Raw genomic sequence first — 16470 nt, 5'->3', positions numbered from 1 at the left:
CCCATGGCCCAGGCAGCGCCTGCGGGATTTCTTTAATGAGATATCTAATTTTTTTATCGCGGGCGTCGTAGCGTTAAGGCGTACGTCAGCTTTATTGTCTGCATCTTTAGCCGCGTCCTAGCCTGTAAAGGTCTGGACAGGTTGGAAGTGAACCGGCGCGTAGCGGTGGCCTGGCAGTTGGCAGTACTCTTGAAAAACACACCACTTCTGCATGGACCGAACAGATGACTCAACCACCGGATGGGCTGCCGATTTACCGAGTGCTGACTGGCCCCGATGACGCTTCCTTCTGCCATAGGGTCAGTGATGCCTTGAAGCTGGGGTATCAACTTCAGGGCTCGCCTGCACTCACGTTCAATGGCAAAAATGTGATCGTGGCGCAGGCTGTTATCTGGCCTGGGGCACGGAATGGGGCCGGCGACTAACCACTCAGGGCCCGTTTCAACACGTCGTAGATTCTGGCATCACCCGATTGAGCAACGTTAAAGCGGAGAAAATCACCCGCAGTCATGGACTGGCTAAAAGCATTTCCGGGCGCTAGCACTACCCCGTCATTCAGACAGGTTCTGGCCAGGGTTGCTGCATCCTTGCCTTGAGGCAGTTGGCACCAGACGTACAGGCCTGCCTTGGGAATTATCCAGGGTTTGATACCAATGGCCTGAAGCCTCGCTACTGTCTTGTCCATTGCCTCGGCCAACCGAAGGCGCACACTCTCCATGTGTTTTCGGTAGCCGCTATCGGTAATAGCGTGATGGATGATGTCCGCGGCCAACCGTCCTCCTCCGAATGTAGTCGCAATCTTGAGGTCGACCAGGCTCTCGATCCATTCACCACGCGCAGCAATGTAGCCGCATCGAACCGAAGCGGAGATGGTCTTGGAAAAGCTGCCTATCTGGATGACACGAGAGAGGCCATCGAAGGCAGACAGCCGTGGCGCGGGATTGGTCTCGAAATCCCCGAAGATGTCGTCCTCGACAATCACGAGGCTAGAGGTATCGGCCAGTTTTAGCAGCCTGTGCGCGGTGACCGGCGACAGGGTGGCTCCGCTGGGGTTGTGGATGCCGGAATTTGTTATGTACAGCCGGGGCGCGTGCGCGAGCAGGGCGGCGCCGAACGCATCGATGTCCGGGCCCGTGGCTGTGTAGGGGACGCCAACAATCTTCACCCTGTGCGCTTTCAATAATGCGTGAAAGTTGAAATAGCAGGGGTCGTCCACCAGCACAGTGTCGCCCGGTTCCAGCAGAAAACGGCACACCAGGTCAATGGCGTGAGTGCCGGACTCCGTGAGCATGATCTGTTCCAGAGGGGCTTCGATCCCGGCGGCTGCCAGTCGTCGCGACAAGAATTGCCTGAGGGGCGGATGCCCAAGGGGGGAAGCGTACTCAGTCAACTTTGCAGTATCAGAGCGGGCAACCGTTCGAAGGGCTTTTCGCATGCCAGCTTCGTACATCCAGGAGGGAGGTAGCCACCCGCACCCTGGCTTCAATGCATCGCTGGAGGTTTCAAGGGCCTGGCGCGAGATCCACAGCGGGTCTACCTCCCGATCAAGCTTGGGGCCAAGGTCGGTCAGTGCCAATGGCGCCACTGGCCCGGCTACGTAAAAGCCTGAACCAGGGCGGGAGCTGAGTACACCCTGTGCCATCAATCGCTCATAGGCTTCAAGCACGGTGGATACCGATACCTGCATGGTCTGGGCCATGGCGCGGACCGAGGGGATTCTCGCACCTGGCGTGTAGGTGCGAGCGGCGATCCTGGACTGGATCTGACCCATGACAGTTTGAATACGCGTGCCGTTACGTTTCATCGCACCCTCAACTGTGCTGGATTAACATGCATAACAGTTCGGTTTAACTGTATTGGATTGTACGTGGCCCTGGTGAGCCTGTCAGTGATGTACTCAACCCTCGTTTATCGAGGGGTTACGATGGAAAAATCAACAAGCGGGTGGATCAACGGCTTTATAGGCGTTGCAATCTTTGCGGGCTCGTTGCCGGCAACCCGTGTGGCAGTGGGGGCCTTCGAGCCCACGTTTCTGACCTGTGCCAGGGCAACCATTGCCGCCCTGTTGGGGGCGCTTTTTCTGCTCGTGCTTCGGCAGCCGAGACCTGAACGTGCAGATTTGTCGTCATTGGCTATAACAGCGCTCGGCGTTGTCATCGGTTTCCCGCTACTGACTGCACTGGCGCTGCAGCACGTCACCTCTGCTCATTCCATTGTTTTTGTCGGGCTCCTGCCGCTCTGCACGGCAGGGTTTGCCGTTTTACGGGGCGGTGAGCGACCTCGGCCAGGTTTCTGGTTGTTCTCGATCGCAGGTGCCGGGCTGGTCGTTGGCTACGCGTTGATGAATGGGGGAGAGGCGTCGGCGGTGGGCGATCTGCTGATGATGGCGGCGGTGGTTGTGTGTGGGTTGGGTTATGCGGAAGGGGCGCGGCTGTCGAGAACACTGGGGGGGTGGCAGGTGATCAGTTGGGCATTGATTGTGGCATTGCCATTCATGCTGCTGCTGACAATCGCCAATTTCCCAGCGCTAGATGCCTTCGCCAAGGTAAGCGCCCCAGCATGGTTCAGCTTCGGCTACGTTTCACTGTTCAGCATGCTGATCGGCTTTGTGTTCTGGTACCGAGGGCTCGTCCAGGGTGGCATTGCAGCAGTGGGCCAACTGCAACTCTTCCAGCCGTTCATGGGGCTTGGCCTGGCTGCATTGCTGCTGCATGAACACGTCAGCTGGATGATGCTTGTGGTGACGCTCGGCGCTGTCGTCTGTGTTGCCGGGGCCAAGAAATACGCCCGGTAGATGAAGCGTCTTCGTAATACCTCTGTACAAAGACCGTGAGCATACCGTTTGATGCCAAGCTTGTGCCGGGTGTAGCCACAGTCTGCGCTCAGGCGCAGGGCATCGCGTTGGGCGCCGGTGCACAGGCCCAGGTGGTAGTAGTCGCTGTGGCCTTTGGCATCGCGGTCGTCGGCATGCGCTTGCCGAATGTGTGATCTAAGCCGCTCAGTCTTCGTCAAGCATGCGACCCCTTACCTACCTCTGAAGGGGATTGAGCCAGGGCCTTTCATGCAAACGCTGTTGAACGAGATTCTTGAAGAAGTACGCCACTTGATCGGCAAGGGCAAAGTGGCTGATTACATCCCTGCGCTGGCCGACGTACCGGCGCAGCAGTTGGGCATCGCGGTCTATAGCAACGATGGCAGCCATTACTGCGCAGGCGACGCAAGGGTGCCTTTTTCGGTCCAGAGTATTTCCAAGGTGTTCAGCCTGGTCCAGGCAATAGGCCACTCAGGTGAAGCCATTTGGGAGCGGCTTGGCCATGAGCCTTCAGGCCAGCCGTTCAACTCGCTGGTGCAGCTGGAGTTCGAGCGCGGGCGCCCGCGCAACCCGTTTATCAATGCGGGGGCGTTGGTGATCTGCGATATCAACCAGTCACGCTTCGCAGCACCCACGTTGTCGATGCGTGATTTTGTTCGACGGCTTTCGGGCAACCCTCACATTTCAATCGATGCCCGTGTCGCCGATTCGGAATATCAGTTCCGTGCGCGCAACGCTGCCATGGCTTACCTGATGCAGTCTTTTGGTAACTTCCATAACGAGGTCGAGCCGGTGCTGCGCAGTTACTTCAGTTACTGCGCGCTGCAAATGAACTGCCTGGACCTGGCCCGGGCATTCTGCTTCCTGGCCAACGACGGGTTCTGCAAGCACAGCGAAGAGCAAATCCTCACCCGGCGCCAGGCCCAGCAGGTGAACTCGATCATGGCCACCAGCGGGCTGTATGACGAAGCCGGTAATTTCGCCTATCGAGTGGGGTTGCCAGGCAAGAGTGGCGTGGGTGGCGGCATTGTGGCAATCGTGCCGGGGCAATTTACCGTATGCGTTTGGTCCCCCGGGTTGAATGCTGCGGGCAACTCCCTCGCGGGCATGGCGGCGCTGGAGTTGCTGAGTTCACGGATCGGGTGGTCGGTGTTTTGATCAGGGGGCGGGCTCGCCGGTAACGGAGCCTGCTATCTCCTGAGTCACCCAACCCTTGAACGCCTCCGCGACCGGCGACGGGTGCATGGCGCCTGACTGGGCCAGCACCACTTTTTGGGGTGACACCTCTTCCAGTAATGGCCGGCACAGCAGCGGTGTACCGTCATAACAGTGGTCCCCGGCGGGGCGGGTGCATGACAAGGCAACCCCGTAGCCATGCGCGACCAGGCCGCGTTGCATCTCGAAGGTCTGGGTGTATTGCTGAGTGCGCGGTTGTAGGTTGTGCGCCCAAAACAGTGAAAGGAAATACTCACGCGTTTGCGCGATGTCCTCAAGAATAAGGCATTCCTGGGCCAGTTCATGCAGCGGTATCGCTGCCAGGTGGGCCAGGCGATGGTCCGTAGCGATGAGCGCGTACGGTTTCAACTCAGCCAGTACCTGGCGCGGCAGCGAGGGATCAAGGCCTATGTCGTAAGTAAGCGCAAGCTCTGCTTTACCGGCGCTCAGGTGGCGGTGCACGCCTGCCAGGTCCGTTTCGAACAGCGTTACCTCGACACCGGGGTACTGCTTGCGAAAGCTCGATAGCAGCCGGGGTGCGAAGTAAGGGCCTAAGTCTTGAAAGCAGATAAGCGACAGATTGCCGCGCAGCAAGCCTTGCGCCGAATCGGCGTTCTGATTCATGGCGATGGCCATGCCAATGATATCGCGGGCCTGTGCGAGCAATCGCGTGCCCGCTGACGTCAGCTCCAGGCCACGGCTGACCTGGCGGCGGAAAAGCCGCTCATTCAGTGCCTCTTCAAGTTGGGCAATGGCAACTGACACCGAGGGCTGTGAAACGTGGCGGGCTCTCGCCGCAGCGCTGATGCTGCCGTGTTCGGCCACGGCGACGAAATATTCGAGTTGCCTGAATGAGAACCCTATCATTTTTTCCTATACTCAGGATTAGGAAATATATTCTTTTCCTATTGGTGCCGAAAAGCAATACTCGCCGTGCACCTTGCAGAGTCCGCTTAACATCTGGCAGTGGTGCTGTTGCCCAATAAAAAGACCAAAGGGTGCTTTATGAAACAGTCCGCCGAATTTCAACTCAGCGAAGAAACCATCGAAGCTTTCCAGCGTGAGGGGGCTGTCTGCGTACGTAATCTGTTCACGCCGGAAGAAGTTGCACTGCTCGAAACGGGTATCGAACAGAACCTGAAAACCCCAAGCGAGCGCGCCAAAGTGGCGAGCCGCCCCGACGACCCGGGTTGGTTCTTCGAGGACTTTTGCAACTGGGGCGATATCGCAGCCTATCGCCAGTTCATCTTCGAAAGCCGGGTGGGTAGCGTTGCTGCTCAACTCATGAACAGCGAGACTGCCCGGCTTTATCACGATCACCTGCTGGTCAAAGAGCCGAACACGCGCCAGCGCACGCCTTGGCACCAGGACCAGCCGTACTACAACATCGATGGGCGCCAGAACTGCAGCATGTGGATGCCTATCGATCCCGTCGCCAGGGAGTCCACCCTTGAATTTGTAGCGGGCTCGCACCTCGGACCGTGGCTGATGCCACGCAGCTTCCTCGACAGCCAGGCGCAATGGTTCCCGGAGGGGAGCCTTGCTGACTTGCCGGATATCGAGGCCGATCGCAGTGCCTGGCATATCCTTGGCTGGGAACTCTCCCCAGGCGACGCGGTGTTCTTCCACATGCTGACCTTGCACGCTTCTGGAGGGGTCGGGGGCAACCGCCGGCGCCGTGCCTTCTCGGTGCGTTTCCTGGGCGACGACATCACTCACGCACCGCGCCAGTGGAAAACTTCACCCCAGTTTCCCGGGCTCGAAACACAATTGGCCAGCGGTGCCCAAATGAACCATGAGTTGTTCCCGGTGCTGTGGCCAAGAGCTTGATGATTGAATAAATGCGTGCCTGATTAAAACGCACAGCATCTGCGCTGTGCGGACCTGATAATAAGATCAAGAAGGTATCTATGAGCGCTCAATCTTCACAACAGCTGAAGCGGGGTCTCTCTACCCGGCATATTCGCTTCATGGCATTAGGTTCTGCTATCGGTACGGGGCTGTTCTATGGCTCGGCATCGGCAATAAAACTGGCAGGGCCATCAGTGTTGCTCGCCTATTTGATAGGGGGTGCAGCCATTTACATGATGATGCGCGCCCTTGGCGAAATGGCAGTTCATAACCCGGTGTCAGGCTCGTTCGGCCACTATGCCAGCCAATACCTGGGCCGCTATTTTGGCTTTCTGACTGGTTGGAGCTACGCGTTCTCCATGTTGGTGGTGTGCCTGGCAGACGTGACGGCGTTTGGCGTCTACATGGGGCTGTGGTTCCCCGAGGCACCCGCCTGGATCTGGGTGCTTGGAATAGTGCTCTTCATCGGGGCGCTGAACCTGTGTAGCGTGAAAGTGTTCGGCGAGATGGAGTTCTGGCTGTCGTTGCTCAAGGTGACCGCTATCGTTGCCATGATTGTGGCAGGCGGGGCCGTGCTGCTGTTGGGCATCCAGCTGAACGACGGGGCAGGCACCGTTGCCGGCATCTCGAACCTGTGGAGCCACGGCGGGTTCTTCCCTAATGGCATCGGTGGGATGATTGCTTCGTTCACCGTTGTGATGTTCGCTTTTGGCGGGGTGGAAATGATCGGCATCACTGCAGGCGAGGCAAAGGACCCGAAGCGCGTGCTGCCGAAGGCGATCAACTCGGTGCCTCTGCGTATTCTGCTGTTCTATATCCTGACCCTGTTCGTGCTCATGGCCATTTACCCCTGGACCGGCATTGGCAGCCACGGTAGCCCATTCGTTCAGATATTCAGTGGCCTTGGCATAAGCTCAGCGGCAACTGTGTTGAACATCGTTGTAATTTCCGCTGCGGTATCAGCCATCAATAGCGACATCTTCAGCGCCGGGCGAATGATGTACGGCATGGCTCAAAACGGCCAAGCCCCTGCCGGCTTCGCATCATTGTCGCGTTTCGGTGTGCCGTGGATGACGGTTGCGGTGATGGGCGTCGCTCTGCTGTTGGGCGTGGTATTGAATTACCTGGTACCAGAAGGCTTGTTTCTGGTGCTTGCCGCGGTTGTCACTTTCTCTATTGTCTGGGTCTGGTTGATGATCCTGCTGTCGCAAGTGGCCATGCGGCGGGGCATGAGCAAGGAGGAGGTTGCGGCACTGGATTATCGGGTGCCGCTGTGGCCGGTAGGGCCAGCGTGCGCGATTGCGTTCATGGTGTTCATCTTTGGCGTGCTCGGTTGGTTCCCGGCCAGCCGCACAGCCCTGTATGTCGGGGTTGGCTGGTTGGTCCTTCTGTCTTTGGGCTACTGGCTGTGGGGCTTGCGTACACCGCGACCAGTGTCAGCGAGTGCTTGAAGCATTGAAGCATTGAAGCGTTCGCGTCCGCATGGCGAGGTGTTGTCTGGGCAGCTGCTCTTGCAGAAATATCCACGTCATGTGCTGTACCTGTGGGAGCGGGTTCACCCGCGAACACCGGCAAAGCCGGTGCCATCCAGCGCGCTGTCTCGTCCTGCAGGCATGATCTTGGCCGAATCGCCAGCACCGAGAGCGGTGGCTTTCAGGAGACCTCATCCGTTGCTGGCGCAGTGCGAGACTCAAGGTCGATTTCCGTTGGCCACTGGACTTTCGGGGCCAAGCAATGCATGTGGCTCAGGCCATCGTCATCGTTCCAGTCGCGGGGTGGGTGCACGAACTTGGGCAGGGTTTCAGGGCCTTGTTGCATGAAGAGCCGGGCGATGGCCCAGTACGCCTCGCCCTCATTCAGGGTATGAGTGAAGAAGACACGATCTATGACTTCGTCAGTCTCAGGATTACGGACTGACAGCATGACGTTTTCGATCAGGCCACCATGGCCAGGGGCGTAGATTCGGTAGACCTCGGCGGTGACGTCGTCCCAGTTGTAGGCGACGGGTTGGACACCCCAGCGCTTGCGGCTGAAGATGAAGACGCGGTCGAAGCGGTATTCGTAGATGTAGATTTTTCGACGCAGGCGATTGAAGCGAATGGGTTCATCTCTGGGCAAGACAAGATCCTCCTTTATGTAAGGGATAAGGGCCCAAAGAGCTGCTGGTGGACCGAGCACTATCAATACATTAGTTAACCAGTCGCGCGTCCAGCCGTAGACAAATAAATCCCAGTATAATAAAAGTATTATTCCGGCGCAAAAGCACAAGCCAGGAATGCCGACGAGCGCTGAAAACCCTCGCAAACTTACTGTTTTTCTCGGCAGTTCTAGATATACGTCATTAAAATAGTTGGGTGAGGGGTTTACAGTCTCTGCCCAATAGTGGCTGTCTGGTGCCTCTCCCGTTGGAGGCAGGTCATGGCTCCAACCTATCCCGCGCTCCCATAACACCTTGGGCTTAAATGTCATTCATTCATTCCTCGAGAACAAACTTCAATATAGGCGTCCGGCAAATTGCGGTCAGGCCAATACATAACCAGCAGGGTGGCGGCGCTTAAGCTGTGGCTCCCAATCGTAGGTGCTAGCGGCACAACTCCTGAAATCTCAAGCTGAAAAACACCGCCATCTTCACCGGGATAAGGTCTTTGATATTCATCAGTGGAAAAATCACTCACATAGTCTGGATGTCGCGGGGGTGTAAACTTAGAAAAAGAGGATGACGGGGAAAGTGGCCTTATTGGGTGCGAAAAGTAATCACCCGAAGCAATACTTTCTCCGCCAACATAATCTGGAAACGCTCCATCACCGACACGATGTGCTATCAATTTCCAGCGATATGCGGATTTCGCTTTATTGAACTTGGGTAATGCAACGAGAAACTTGAGCTGTTGCACCGTGTTCAAGCTGACCAACCCTCCTATTCTTGGGAGTGTAGGATCCGTAGCCATACTTGACTCAAAATTTAGCCTTGCCTGCACACCCAACGTCGCAGCATTGAGCTCAGCGAATGCTATGTCTGAAAATTCCGGAGCATTCCAGTGTATGGAAGGTGTTTCATTAGCAAGCCCAAAATAGCAACGACGCGCCCAGCGTTCGAGAGCAGTTGATTCGTTGTTTTCTGCTCGCTTGCTAAACTCGTAGGCGACTAGCGTTAATGTGACTGCTAGCCCCAACGGTCCAAATACTAAAGGCCTGAAAACTGCAAACGCAAACGCCACTGTGCCCAAGCCGTACGCTGAAACTGCAATTCTATATTGCCGTGCAGCTGTACTGTCGCCAGTGGCCAAAGTGCGTTGTCTTGCCAGAATCGCTTGTGCCGTGTCAAAGACCCCTGCGACTGTGCTCAGTACAGCACCGATTTTTATTATTGCCTGTCCAGTGACAGCAGCTCCCTTAGCCCATGGCCTATGTATGTTGCCGGCGCCGGACCGCGTTATGAGTCCGATCAACTCAATCTGCCCGCCCAATATCCCCAATAGCGAACCCTGCAACGCCAGTTTGGCCTCATGCGCCTTGGACCCAATCTCCACTTCCGCTTTTTCCTGATTTCTGGCGAGGCTGTCGGATTGCAAGTACAGCCCTCCAATCGCCAGCAGTACTTCCCAGCTTCCCGCCACACCCCGCAAGCCGCGAAACGCGGTTCGCACCAACTGCGCCGCCTGCTGCGAAGTAATACGCATGCCCTGCAACACCTTTCGCGCATTCGACTCGAGCGTCCCCGCCGCGACCGAGACCTCCACCAAGGTACGCTGCGCCAAGCTGCTTGCCTGAGTTACCTTCATGTTGGCTTCCTCAAACAACCGACCATGCACGTCCGCCGCGGTACCCTCGACCCACACCGAGACACGAATCATGGTGTTGGTAAACCGCGGGTCCAGCACGGCCAGGCTCATCAACCCGTGCTGGATGATCGGCCGCACCTTGTTCCAGGCCTTGGTCGAATGAATGTCGATGTCAGCGATGTTGCGATGCATCCGGTCCCTGGCCTCGGCAATCGAGGCATTGGCCTTGTGCTGCAATTCGCGTAAATGGGCACTCTGCAGGGCGTAGTACTCGCCCAGCTTCATCTTCACTTCCAGCTCGATGAGGTGCACGCCGTTGTAGAGAAACTGCGTCGCGCTGTTCAGGTGCCGCACGGCGGTCTGGATGCCAGGTGGCAAATTGGGCGACAAACGTTGGCTGGCAGCGTTGAGCGCGCCCTGGGTTTCGGCAATGGCCTGCTTCAAGGTATTGCGCATGCGCAAGCCGGCGTCGTCGCTCGCAATGATCTTGCTCAACATGCCGTAGAGCTTGTCGCTGTCATTCCAGTTGGTGACGTCGGAAAAGCTGGGAAGCAGCCCGGCCAACAACGCACGGTCACGCATCAACAACGCGCGATAGGGAGGGCTATCAGGATCCTGTAGCCATTTCTGCCAGAGCGTTTCGCTGGTGCCGGCAGCGGGACTCACATCGGACGCCACCGCCTCGGTAATACTGCCACCTAGGCATAAGGCCATGGTCTTGGCATACGCCACGCCAGACTCACGATGATCGCCGTCGTAATCGTACTGCTCGGCCACCTTGAACATGGGCGTGTCGAACAGCGCGGCGTAAGCACGGGCGTCCTTGTCGATGTAGCGCTGGAACTCGGCTTCCTGCTGGTCATACTCGGCCTGGAACGCCGCTCGCTTCGGTTCGTGGTAGCGCTCTTCGAGGCGCTCGTCACTTTCCAGCTGGGCTCGTTCTACCAATCGTTGACGCTCCACTGCCGGGTCGACGAACACCGGCGGCCCATCGCCGGTCATGGGTTCCAGCGACGGTACCTTCTGCGCCGCCCACTCTCGCTGCGTGGCACGAATGACTTGCAGGATCTGCGAGGTCTGCAGCTGGTAGGCACGCATGGGGTCCTCACGCCAGACCTGGCGCTTCACCACCCAGGTCAACCGCTGATGGTTGAATTCCTGAATCAGGCCAACGGTATCGTCGAGCACCACTGCCAGCACGCCGTTCTCCAGCGTGTGCCGGTTCATCGCGTTGACCAGGTATCCCTTCAAGGCAAACCTGCGCAGCTTGCGAGTGTGAAAGCCATGCGCACTGTCAAACGGCGAGCACCCATGCTGGGCGTACTCGAACACATCCTTGTCGACCTGCAGGTTATCCGGCGTCATTGCAATGCCCAGTAATTCTGGGTTGTTACGCGCCTGGGTCAGGTCAATCCCCTCGAAGCAATGTGCAGGTGCCTGGCCCTTCTTGTAGGCATTCAGCACGCTGACCGGCCAGGCATCGCTGGAGAAGGCCAGCCAGGCTGTGCCATACCGGTCGGTATCGATGTTCAGGAAGGATGAAGGAATGTCGTGGTTTTCATTCACGCATTTTTCGGGCAGCGATGCGGGTAGGCCGTCAGACGGTTCGTAGGGGTTGAAGCGGCGCAGGTGGCCCTGTTCGCTGACTTCGTAGGCATGCCAGACCTGCTGATCGAGCAGTACATACAGGTAACCCATGCGCAAAGTACGCAGGCCCATCTTCCCCGAGATATGTTGGCTACCCGCCACAGTCGTGATGCACTCCTGTCGGGTATCCGGTACCAGGGCGCGGCGCAGCGGCAGGATCGGCAGGCCCTGGCGTTCGCAAGACATGCACTGGTCATGCGGCAGCCCGGCTTCGGCTGCCGCAATGGCGATACGTTGGCTGATTGTCAAAAACGACCTCGCATTGAAAGGACCGTGATGGTCCCTGAACACTAACGAGGAATCGCTTGCCGGAGGTTTATGGGCGTCTTAAAACCGTGTAGGAAACGTCTCTAAATCAACCATTGGACATTTTTTCCACTGACGGGCTCTCGAGTCAGGCGCAGGCGTGTAGGGGGGCGCGCCCGCAAACACCGCAAAGCCGGTGCCTGCACGGCGTCACCTGCTTCGCGGGACAAGCCCGCTCCCACAACTCAGGTGCATGCAGCTTCGCCGGCTGATCAGATTGAACGTTTCAGCTCCCAGCACCGTCGGTACTTCCATGTCTTGCGCAAAAGAGGTTGTCCATGAAGTATCGTGCACTCGGTAACACCGGCCTGTTGGTCTCAGAATTGGTGGTTGGCACTGTCCCCTTCGGCGGGCGTGGCGCGTTCGAAAAAACGGGTAGCGTGGATGTCGACCAGGCGCGGCGTATGTTCGACATGGCCTTCGATGCCGGGGTTAACCTGGTGGATACCGCCGACCTGTACTCCCACGGCCTGGCAGAAGAAATCGTTGGCACTGCGCTGGGGCAGCGACGCCATTCCATCATCCTCGCCACCAAGGCCCGCAGCCCGATGGGCGACAACCCCAACGACAGCGGGGCGTCGCGTTATCACCTGATTCGCGCCTGCGAGGCCAGCCTCAAGCGCCTTGGTACCGACCATATCGACCTGTACCAGATCCACAACTGGGACGGTGTCACGCCGGTCGAGGAAACCTTGGCGGCCTTGGACCACCTGGTGCAAAGCGGCAAGATCCGTTACTTCGGCACCTCCAACTACACCGCCTGGCAAATGATGAAAACCCTCGGCTGCGCCCGCCTCAACGGCTGGCAGCAGCCGGTGTCCCAGCAGATCTATTACACCCCTGAGGCCCGCGAGGCAGAGTACGAGTTGCTGCCGATGGCCATCGACCAGGGTTTCGCGACGCTGGTGTGGGGGCCGCTGGGGGAGGGTTTGCTGACCGGCAAGGTGCGGCGCGGGCAGCCGACCCCAGAGGGTACCCGCCAGGGTAATGATTGGCCGGAGCCTTACGTGCACGACCGCGAGCGGGCCTACGACATCATCGAGGCACTGATTGAAATCGCCCAGCGCCACGCGTGCTCACCGGCACGGGTGTGCTTGGCCTGGCTCAAAGACCGGCCTGGGATAACCAGCGCCATCACCGCAGGGCGTACCTTCGAGCAGTTGCACGACAACCTGCAGGCGGTGGAGCTGGTGCTCACGGCAGACGACCTGGAGCAGCTCGAGCAAGTAACGCGCATTGCACCGCAGTATCCGTACTGGCACCGCATTGCGGCAGGCATGGACCGCATCGATCCGGCGGAGGCGCCGTTCATCGAACTGCACCGCAAGACGATGAAGCTGCAGCAGCCATGATCGGCGTATGACGCGGCGGTGCGCTGAAGCGCCTGCTGCGTCATCATCGAGGCATTATGAATTAATTCCTGCCCGGTTGGTCAGGTAATGAGCCCCTTATCTGCTTTTGAGGTTCTCATGCACGCGTACACAGTTCGCTATCTGATCAACGGCCAATCGGCCACTCATACCTTCGAACTTAAGCAGCCCAAGCTCGCCCTGCACGAAGCGGCGCTTCACCTGATGGTGCTGCACTTTGGTGATGGGGAGAACAGCTTGGTCATGCCGCCCGCCGACGCCACCCCTCAGCAGGTTCTCGCGCAGGCCCAGGTACTGGGTTTATCGCAAATCCACCTGGCTTGACGGATACCGGTGCAACACGCCTGCAACCTGGCCAGCAAAAGCCGCGAGCCCGGCCTTTTGCACCACCGGTCGAACACAAGGCACTCTCGCCAGCCGATTGCTCTCTGAACAACAGGCGCACCCTTGCTGCGCTGCAACCAGGAGAACGCCCATGGCAATCGACCACAATGGCCCCGACTCGCCGTACCCGGGACCAACCGAAAATACCACCGACGCAGGCGCGGGCCATGGCTCGGGCCTTGAACAGGCTGAGTCCGAGCCTAAGCAAGGCGTCGGTGAGGCTTGGTCCGAGAATCGCCCCGTAGACTGGGACCCACCTCCCGGCAATCCCGGTTCAGACCAGGACGGGCAGCTTGACCGGGACAACGGCACCGCAAGAACCAACGATGAGCAGGCTGGTGCAGGTGACGCAGAGGTGCCATTACCCGCAGATGATGACGGCCCGATTGAAGAGGAAATGAAAGACGTGGAGGCCAATAACTCGGTGTCTGCCGAGCATCCTCAACCGCGTTGATGGCGTTTGCATTTCAGGGCCGATGCCAAATCAGTGCGGCGTCCTGGGCCTGCCAGCCTGGCTTCATCGGCCGCTTTTCCATCAGGTATGGCACCGGCTGCGCCGGTGTTCGCGAGGCAAGCCCGCTCCCACAGACAGGGTGCACAGCCCAGGATTTACGCGGTCCATGTAGGAGCGGCCTTGTGCCGCGATGGGCTGCGCAGCAGCCCCAAATGGCGCATCAACGCCGCCGCAACACAGTGGCGAGCCCAACGGTCAGCAGCACAGCACAAGCCATGGCCAGCCCGATGGTAACGCCAACGCCCCACGTTTCGAGCAGCCCCGCCAATACAAGATAAAATGCGATCACCCCAACCGCCCCGATCGCATTGCCCCGCACCATTGCTACCATCCCGGGGCGCCCCCCTTGCACATGGGCGAACACCACCAGCGGCCAGGCAATCACCGGTATCGGCGCGAGCATCCCGCTGGTCGCCGGGCCCAGCCAGCTGGCCAGGCTGGTGGTGATCATCAGCAGGGATGTGGCAGACACCATGCGTAGCGGGATTTCCCAGTACCGGTGCCTGGGGCGGGCCAAGGTATCTGGTTCTGGTTCACGGCCGCTGGCGCGTATCAGCACGCCGATCAGCACCAGTGCCACGGCAATCGACAGGTAAAGGTTGCCCCAGTGGGTAAACGCATAGGCGGCCATACCATAGAAAAGCAACGCCAGCATGGCTGCCAAGGCAACGCCGAGCCTGCGCGTGGCCAACAGATAGAAGGTGTAGGTGGCCTGCACTGCCGCCAGGCCGCCCAGTGCACCGGTTATTGCACCCAAGGCGAAGGCATTGCCCTGTTCCAGGCACAGGAAAGTCATCACCAGTGCCGAGGTGATCGGCAGGCCGGACAGCAAGCCACCCAGCAAACCGCCCCAGCGCCGCGAGGCGAGGGAGATGGCCCACATCAGCAGGGGCGTGACGATAAGTTTCAGGTAGAGCAGGGTCATTGCGGGTGTATCCAGGCTAAATGAAGGTGCGCCCGCCGTCGGCATTGGGTGGGGCGCGGATGCATCACCCGCGGCTGGCCTCCAGGGCCTGGGCCAGGTCGGCGATGATGTCGTCGCTGTGCTCTATGCCAATCGACAGGCGCACCATGTCGCGCGGCACGCCGGCTTTTTCCAGCTCCTCGTCGTTGAGCTGGCGGTGAGTGGTGGAGGCGGGGTGGCAAGCCAGTGACTTGGCGTCGCCGATGTTCACCAGGCGCACTACCAACTGCAGCGCATCGATGAAGCGCGCCCCGGCAACCTGGCCGCCCTTGATGCCAAACGACAGGATCGACGCTGGCTTGCCGCCCGTGTAGCGCTGTGCCAGTTCATGCTCGGGATGGTCGGGCAGCCCGGCGTACTTCACCCAGGCCACCTGGTCGTGGGCTTGCAGGTAATGGGCAACTTTCAGCGCGTTTTCAGTGTGGCGCTCCATGCGCAGGGCCAGAGTTTCCAGGCCTTGCAGGATCAGGAAGGCGTTGAACGGTGACAGCGCGGCGCCCGTGTTGCGCAGCGGCACCACACGGCATCGGCCAATGAAGGCGGCGGGGCCGAAAGCTTCGGTGTAGGTAACACCGTGGTAGGACGGGTCGGGGGTGTTGAGCAGGGCGAAACGCTCCTTGTTGTCGGCCCAGGGGAACGTGCCGGCGTCGATGACGATACCGCCGATGCTGGTACCGTGGCCGCCGATGTACTTGGTCAGCGAGTGCACGACGATGTCCGCGCCATGCTCGAACGGTCGGCACAGCACCGGGGTGGCCACGGTGTTGTCGACGATCAGTGGCACACCGTGGCGGTGGGCGGCCTCGGCCAGTGCGGCAATGTCGACGATATTGCCGGCGGGGTTGCCGATAGACTCGCAGAACACCGCCTTGGTGCGCGCGTCGATCAACGCTTCGAGGGCGGCGACGTCGTCATGAGCGGCGAAGCGGGTCTGGATGCCCATGCGCGGCAGGGTGTGGGCCAGCAGGTTATAGGTGCCGCCGTACAGCTTGGCCACCGAGACAATGTTGTCGCCGGCCTCGGCGACGGTCTGGATGGCGTAGGTGATGGCCGCCATGCCCGAGGCCACCGCCAGCGCGCCCACCCCGCCTTCGAGGGCGGCCATGCGCTGCTCGAGCACATCGTTGGTAGGGTTCATGATGCGCGAGTAGATGTTGCCTGCCACTTTCAGGTCGAACAGGTCCGCGCCGTGCTGGGTGTCGTCGAAGGCGAAGGAGGTGGTCTGGTAGATCGGTACGGCCACGGCCTTGGTGGTCGGGTCGGGGCTGAAGCCCGCGTGGAGGGCGAGTGTTTCCAGCTTCATGCAATCGTTCCTTGAGCGTGGGGTGGAAGCGTTCGAGCATGCGGCGGTGGAAGGGCGTGGGTCAAGGACGCTTTAGAGCGTCAGTCACTCCACCCGACTGTAAAGATATGCAAAGTTTCCCTGTGCCATCACCCTGCAGTTCTAGAATCCGCTCGCTGCCAGACTGCTACTGGCAGGCAGCAGATCTAACCCTGTGGAGCGTTCAATGAAGTCGAAACATCTTTTCCGTGCAGCCCTGGTTGCAGTCCTGGTATCCAGCCTGTCGGGTTGCTGGATGTTCATGCCGCCAGGTGGTGGCGGGGGGCACGGTGGTGGTCATGGT

General features: G+C 59.2%; 15 protein-coding genes. 9 read left to right on the top strand and 6 right to left on the bottom strand.

The window, feature by feature from the left end; all coding sequences use genetic code 11:
- Window positions 1-224 precede the first annotated feature (224 nt).
- The gene (locus tag AC07XM_RS27745; protein ID WP_102690192.1) at window positions 225-425 is read left to right on the top strand and encodes a DUF1737 domain-containing protein; all 201 of its coding nucleotides are present in this window, start codon (window positions 225-227) and stop codon (window positions 423-425) included.
- On the opposite strand, the gene AC07XM_RS27740 is transcribed toward AC07XM_RS27745, so the two are convergent.
- The gene (locus tag AC07XM_RS27740; RefSeq protein WP_016487721.1) at window positions 422-1804 is read right to left on the bottom strand and encodes an aminotransferase-like domain-containing protein; all 1383 of its coding nucleotides are present in this window, start codon (window positions 1802-1804) and stop codon (window positions 422-424) included. The genes AC07XM_RS27745 and AC07XM_RS27740 overlap by 4 nt on opposite strands.
- Window positions 1805-1924: 120 nt before the next feature.
- On the opposite strand from AC07XM_RS27740, the gene AC07XM_RS27735 reads away from it, so the two are divergent.
- The 3 genes from AC07XM_RS27735 to glsB all read left to right on the top strand — a co-directional run bounded on the left by AC07XM_RS27735 (window position 1925) and on the right by glsB (window position 3970).
- Window positions 1925-2794, top strand: a complete 870-nt coding sequence (locus AC07XM_RS27735; protein WP_016487720.1) for a DMT family transporter — start codon at window positions 1925-1927, stop codon at window positions 2792-2794.
- Between the two features lie 35 nt (window positions 2795-2829).
- A complete protein-coding gene (locus AC07XM_RS27730; protein ID WP_156343153.1) occupies window positions 2830-2988 on the top strand; it encodes a hypothetical protein in 159 nt (52 codons plus the stop codon).
- A gap of 73 nt (window positions 2989-3061) precedes the next feature.
- Entirely contained in the window at window positions 3062-3970 is a 909-nt protein-coding gene (gene glsB, locus AC07XM_RS27725) for a glutaminase B (protein ID WP_016487718.1), read from the top strand.
- On the opposite strand, the gene AC07XM_RS27720 is transcribed toward glsB, so the two are convergent.
- Window positions 3971-4894 (bottom strand): LysR family transcriptional regulator, encoded by a 924-nt coding sequence (locus AC07XM_RS27720; protein WP_060517246.1) that lies wholly within the window; start codon window positions 4892-4894, stop codon window positions 3971-3973.
- 138 nt (window positions 4895-5032) lie between these two features.
- On the opposite strand from AC07XM_RS27720, the gene AC07XM_RS27715 reads away from it, so the two are divergent.
- Entirely contained in the window at window positions 5033-5857 is an 825-nt protein-coding gene (locus tag AC07XM_RS27715) for a phytanoyl-CoA dioxygenase family protein (protein ID WP_060517248.1), read from the top strand.
- A gap of 80 nt (window positions 5858-5937) precedes the next feature.
- Window positions 5938-7329, top strand: a complete 1392-nt coding sequence (locus AC07XM_RS27710; protein ID WP_060517249.1) for an amino acid permease — start codon at window positions 5938-5940, stop codon at window positions 7327-7329.
- Between the two features lie 202 nt (window positions 7330-7531).
- On the opposite strand, the gene AC07XM_RS27705 is transcribed toward AC07XM_RS27710, so the two are convergent.
- Together AC07XM_RS27705 and AC07XM_RS27700 are read right to left on the bottom strand one after the other, a co-directional pair.
- Complete coding sequence (locus tag AC07XM_RS27705) at window positions 7532-8347, bottom strand: DUF6708 domain-containing protein (protein WP_371919288.1); 816 nt, start codon at window positions 8345-8347, stop codon at window positions 7532-7534.
- Complete coding sequence (locus tag AC07XM_RS27700) at window positions 8344-11556, bottom strand: T6SS effector BTH_I2691 family protein (RefSeq protein WP_102690189.1); 3213 nt, start codon at window positions 11554-11556, stop codon at window positions 8344-8346. Before AC07XM_RS27700 ends, AC07XM_RS27705 begins: the two co-directional genes overlap by 4 nt.
- Before the next feature lie 335 nt (window positions 11557-11891).
- Between AC07XM_RS27700 and AC07XM_RS27695 the strand changes: the two genes are divergently transcribed.
- From AC07XM_RS27695 to AC07XM_RS27685, 3 genes are all read left to right on the top strand, one after another.
- Window positions 11892-12965, top strand: a complete 1074-nt coding sequence (locus AC07XM_RS27695) for an aldo/keto reductase (RefSeq protein ID WP_102690190.1) — start codon at window positions 11892-11894, stop codon at window positions 12963-12965.
- Window positions 12966-13082: 117 nt separating this feature from the next.
- Window positions 13083-13307 (top strand): hypothetical protein, encoded by a 225-nt coding sequence (locus AC07XM_RS27690; protein ID WP_016487712.1) that lies wholly within the window; start codon window positions 13083-13085, stop codon window positions 13305-13307.
- A 151-nt stretch (window positions 13308-13458) separates the two neighbouring features.
- Entirely contained in the window at window positions 13459-13821 is a 363-nt protein-coding gene (locus tag AC07XM_RS27685; RefSeq protein ID WP_023048181.1) for a hypothetical protein, read from the top strand.
- Between the two features lie 220 nt (window positions 13822-14041).
- Here the strand turns inward: AC07XM_RS27685 and AC07XM_RS27680 are convergent, their stop codons facing one another.
- Together AC07XM_RS27680 and AC07XM_RS27675 are read right to left on the bottom strand one after the other, a co-directional pair.
- Complete coding sequence (locus tag AC07XM_RS27680) at window positions 14042-14806, bottom strand: hypothetical protein (protein ID WP_102690191.1); 765 nt, start codon at window positions 14804-14806, stop codon at window positions 14042-14044.
- Window positions 14807-14870: 64 nt separating this feature from the next.
- Window positions 14871-16148, bottom strand: a complete 1278-nt coding sequence (locus AC07XM_RS27675; protein WP_095115528.1) for a bifunctional O-acetylhomoserine aminocarboxypropyltransferase/cysteine synthase — start codon at window positions 16146-16148, stop codon at window positions 14871-14873.
- Between the last annotated feature and the right edge of the window lie 322 nt (window positions 16149-16470).

The organism is Pseudomonas sp. GW460-LB5 (assembly GCF_059423245.1).
Note: the sequence above shows the minus strand (reverse complement) of the source record. Positions and strands in the feature narration are given on the sequence as shown.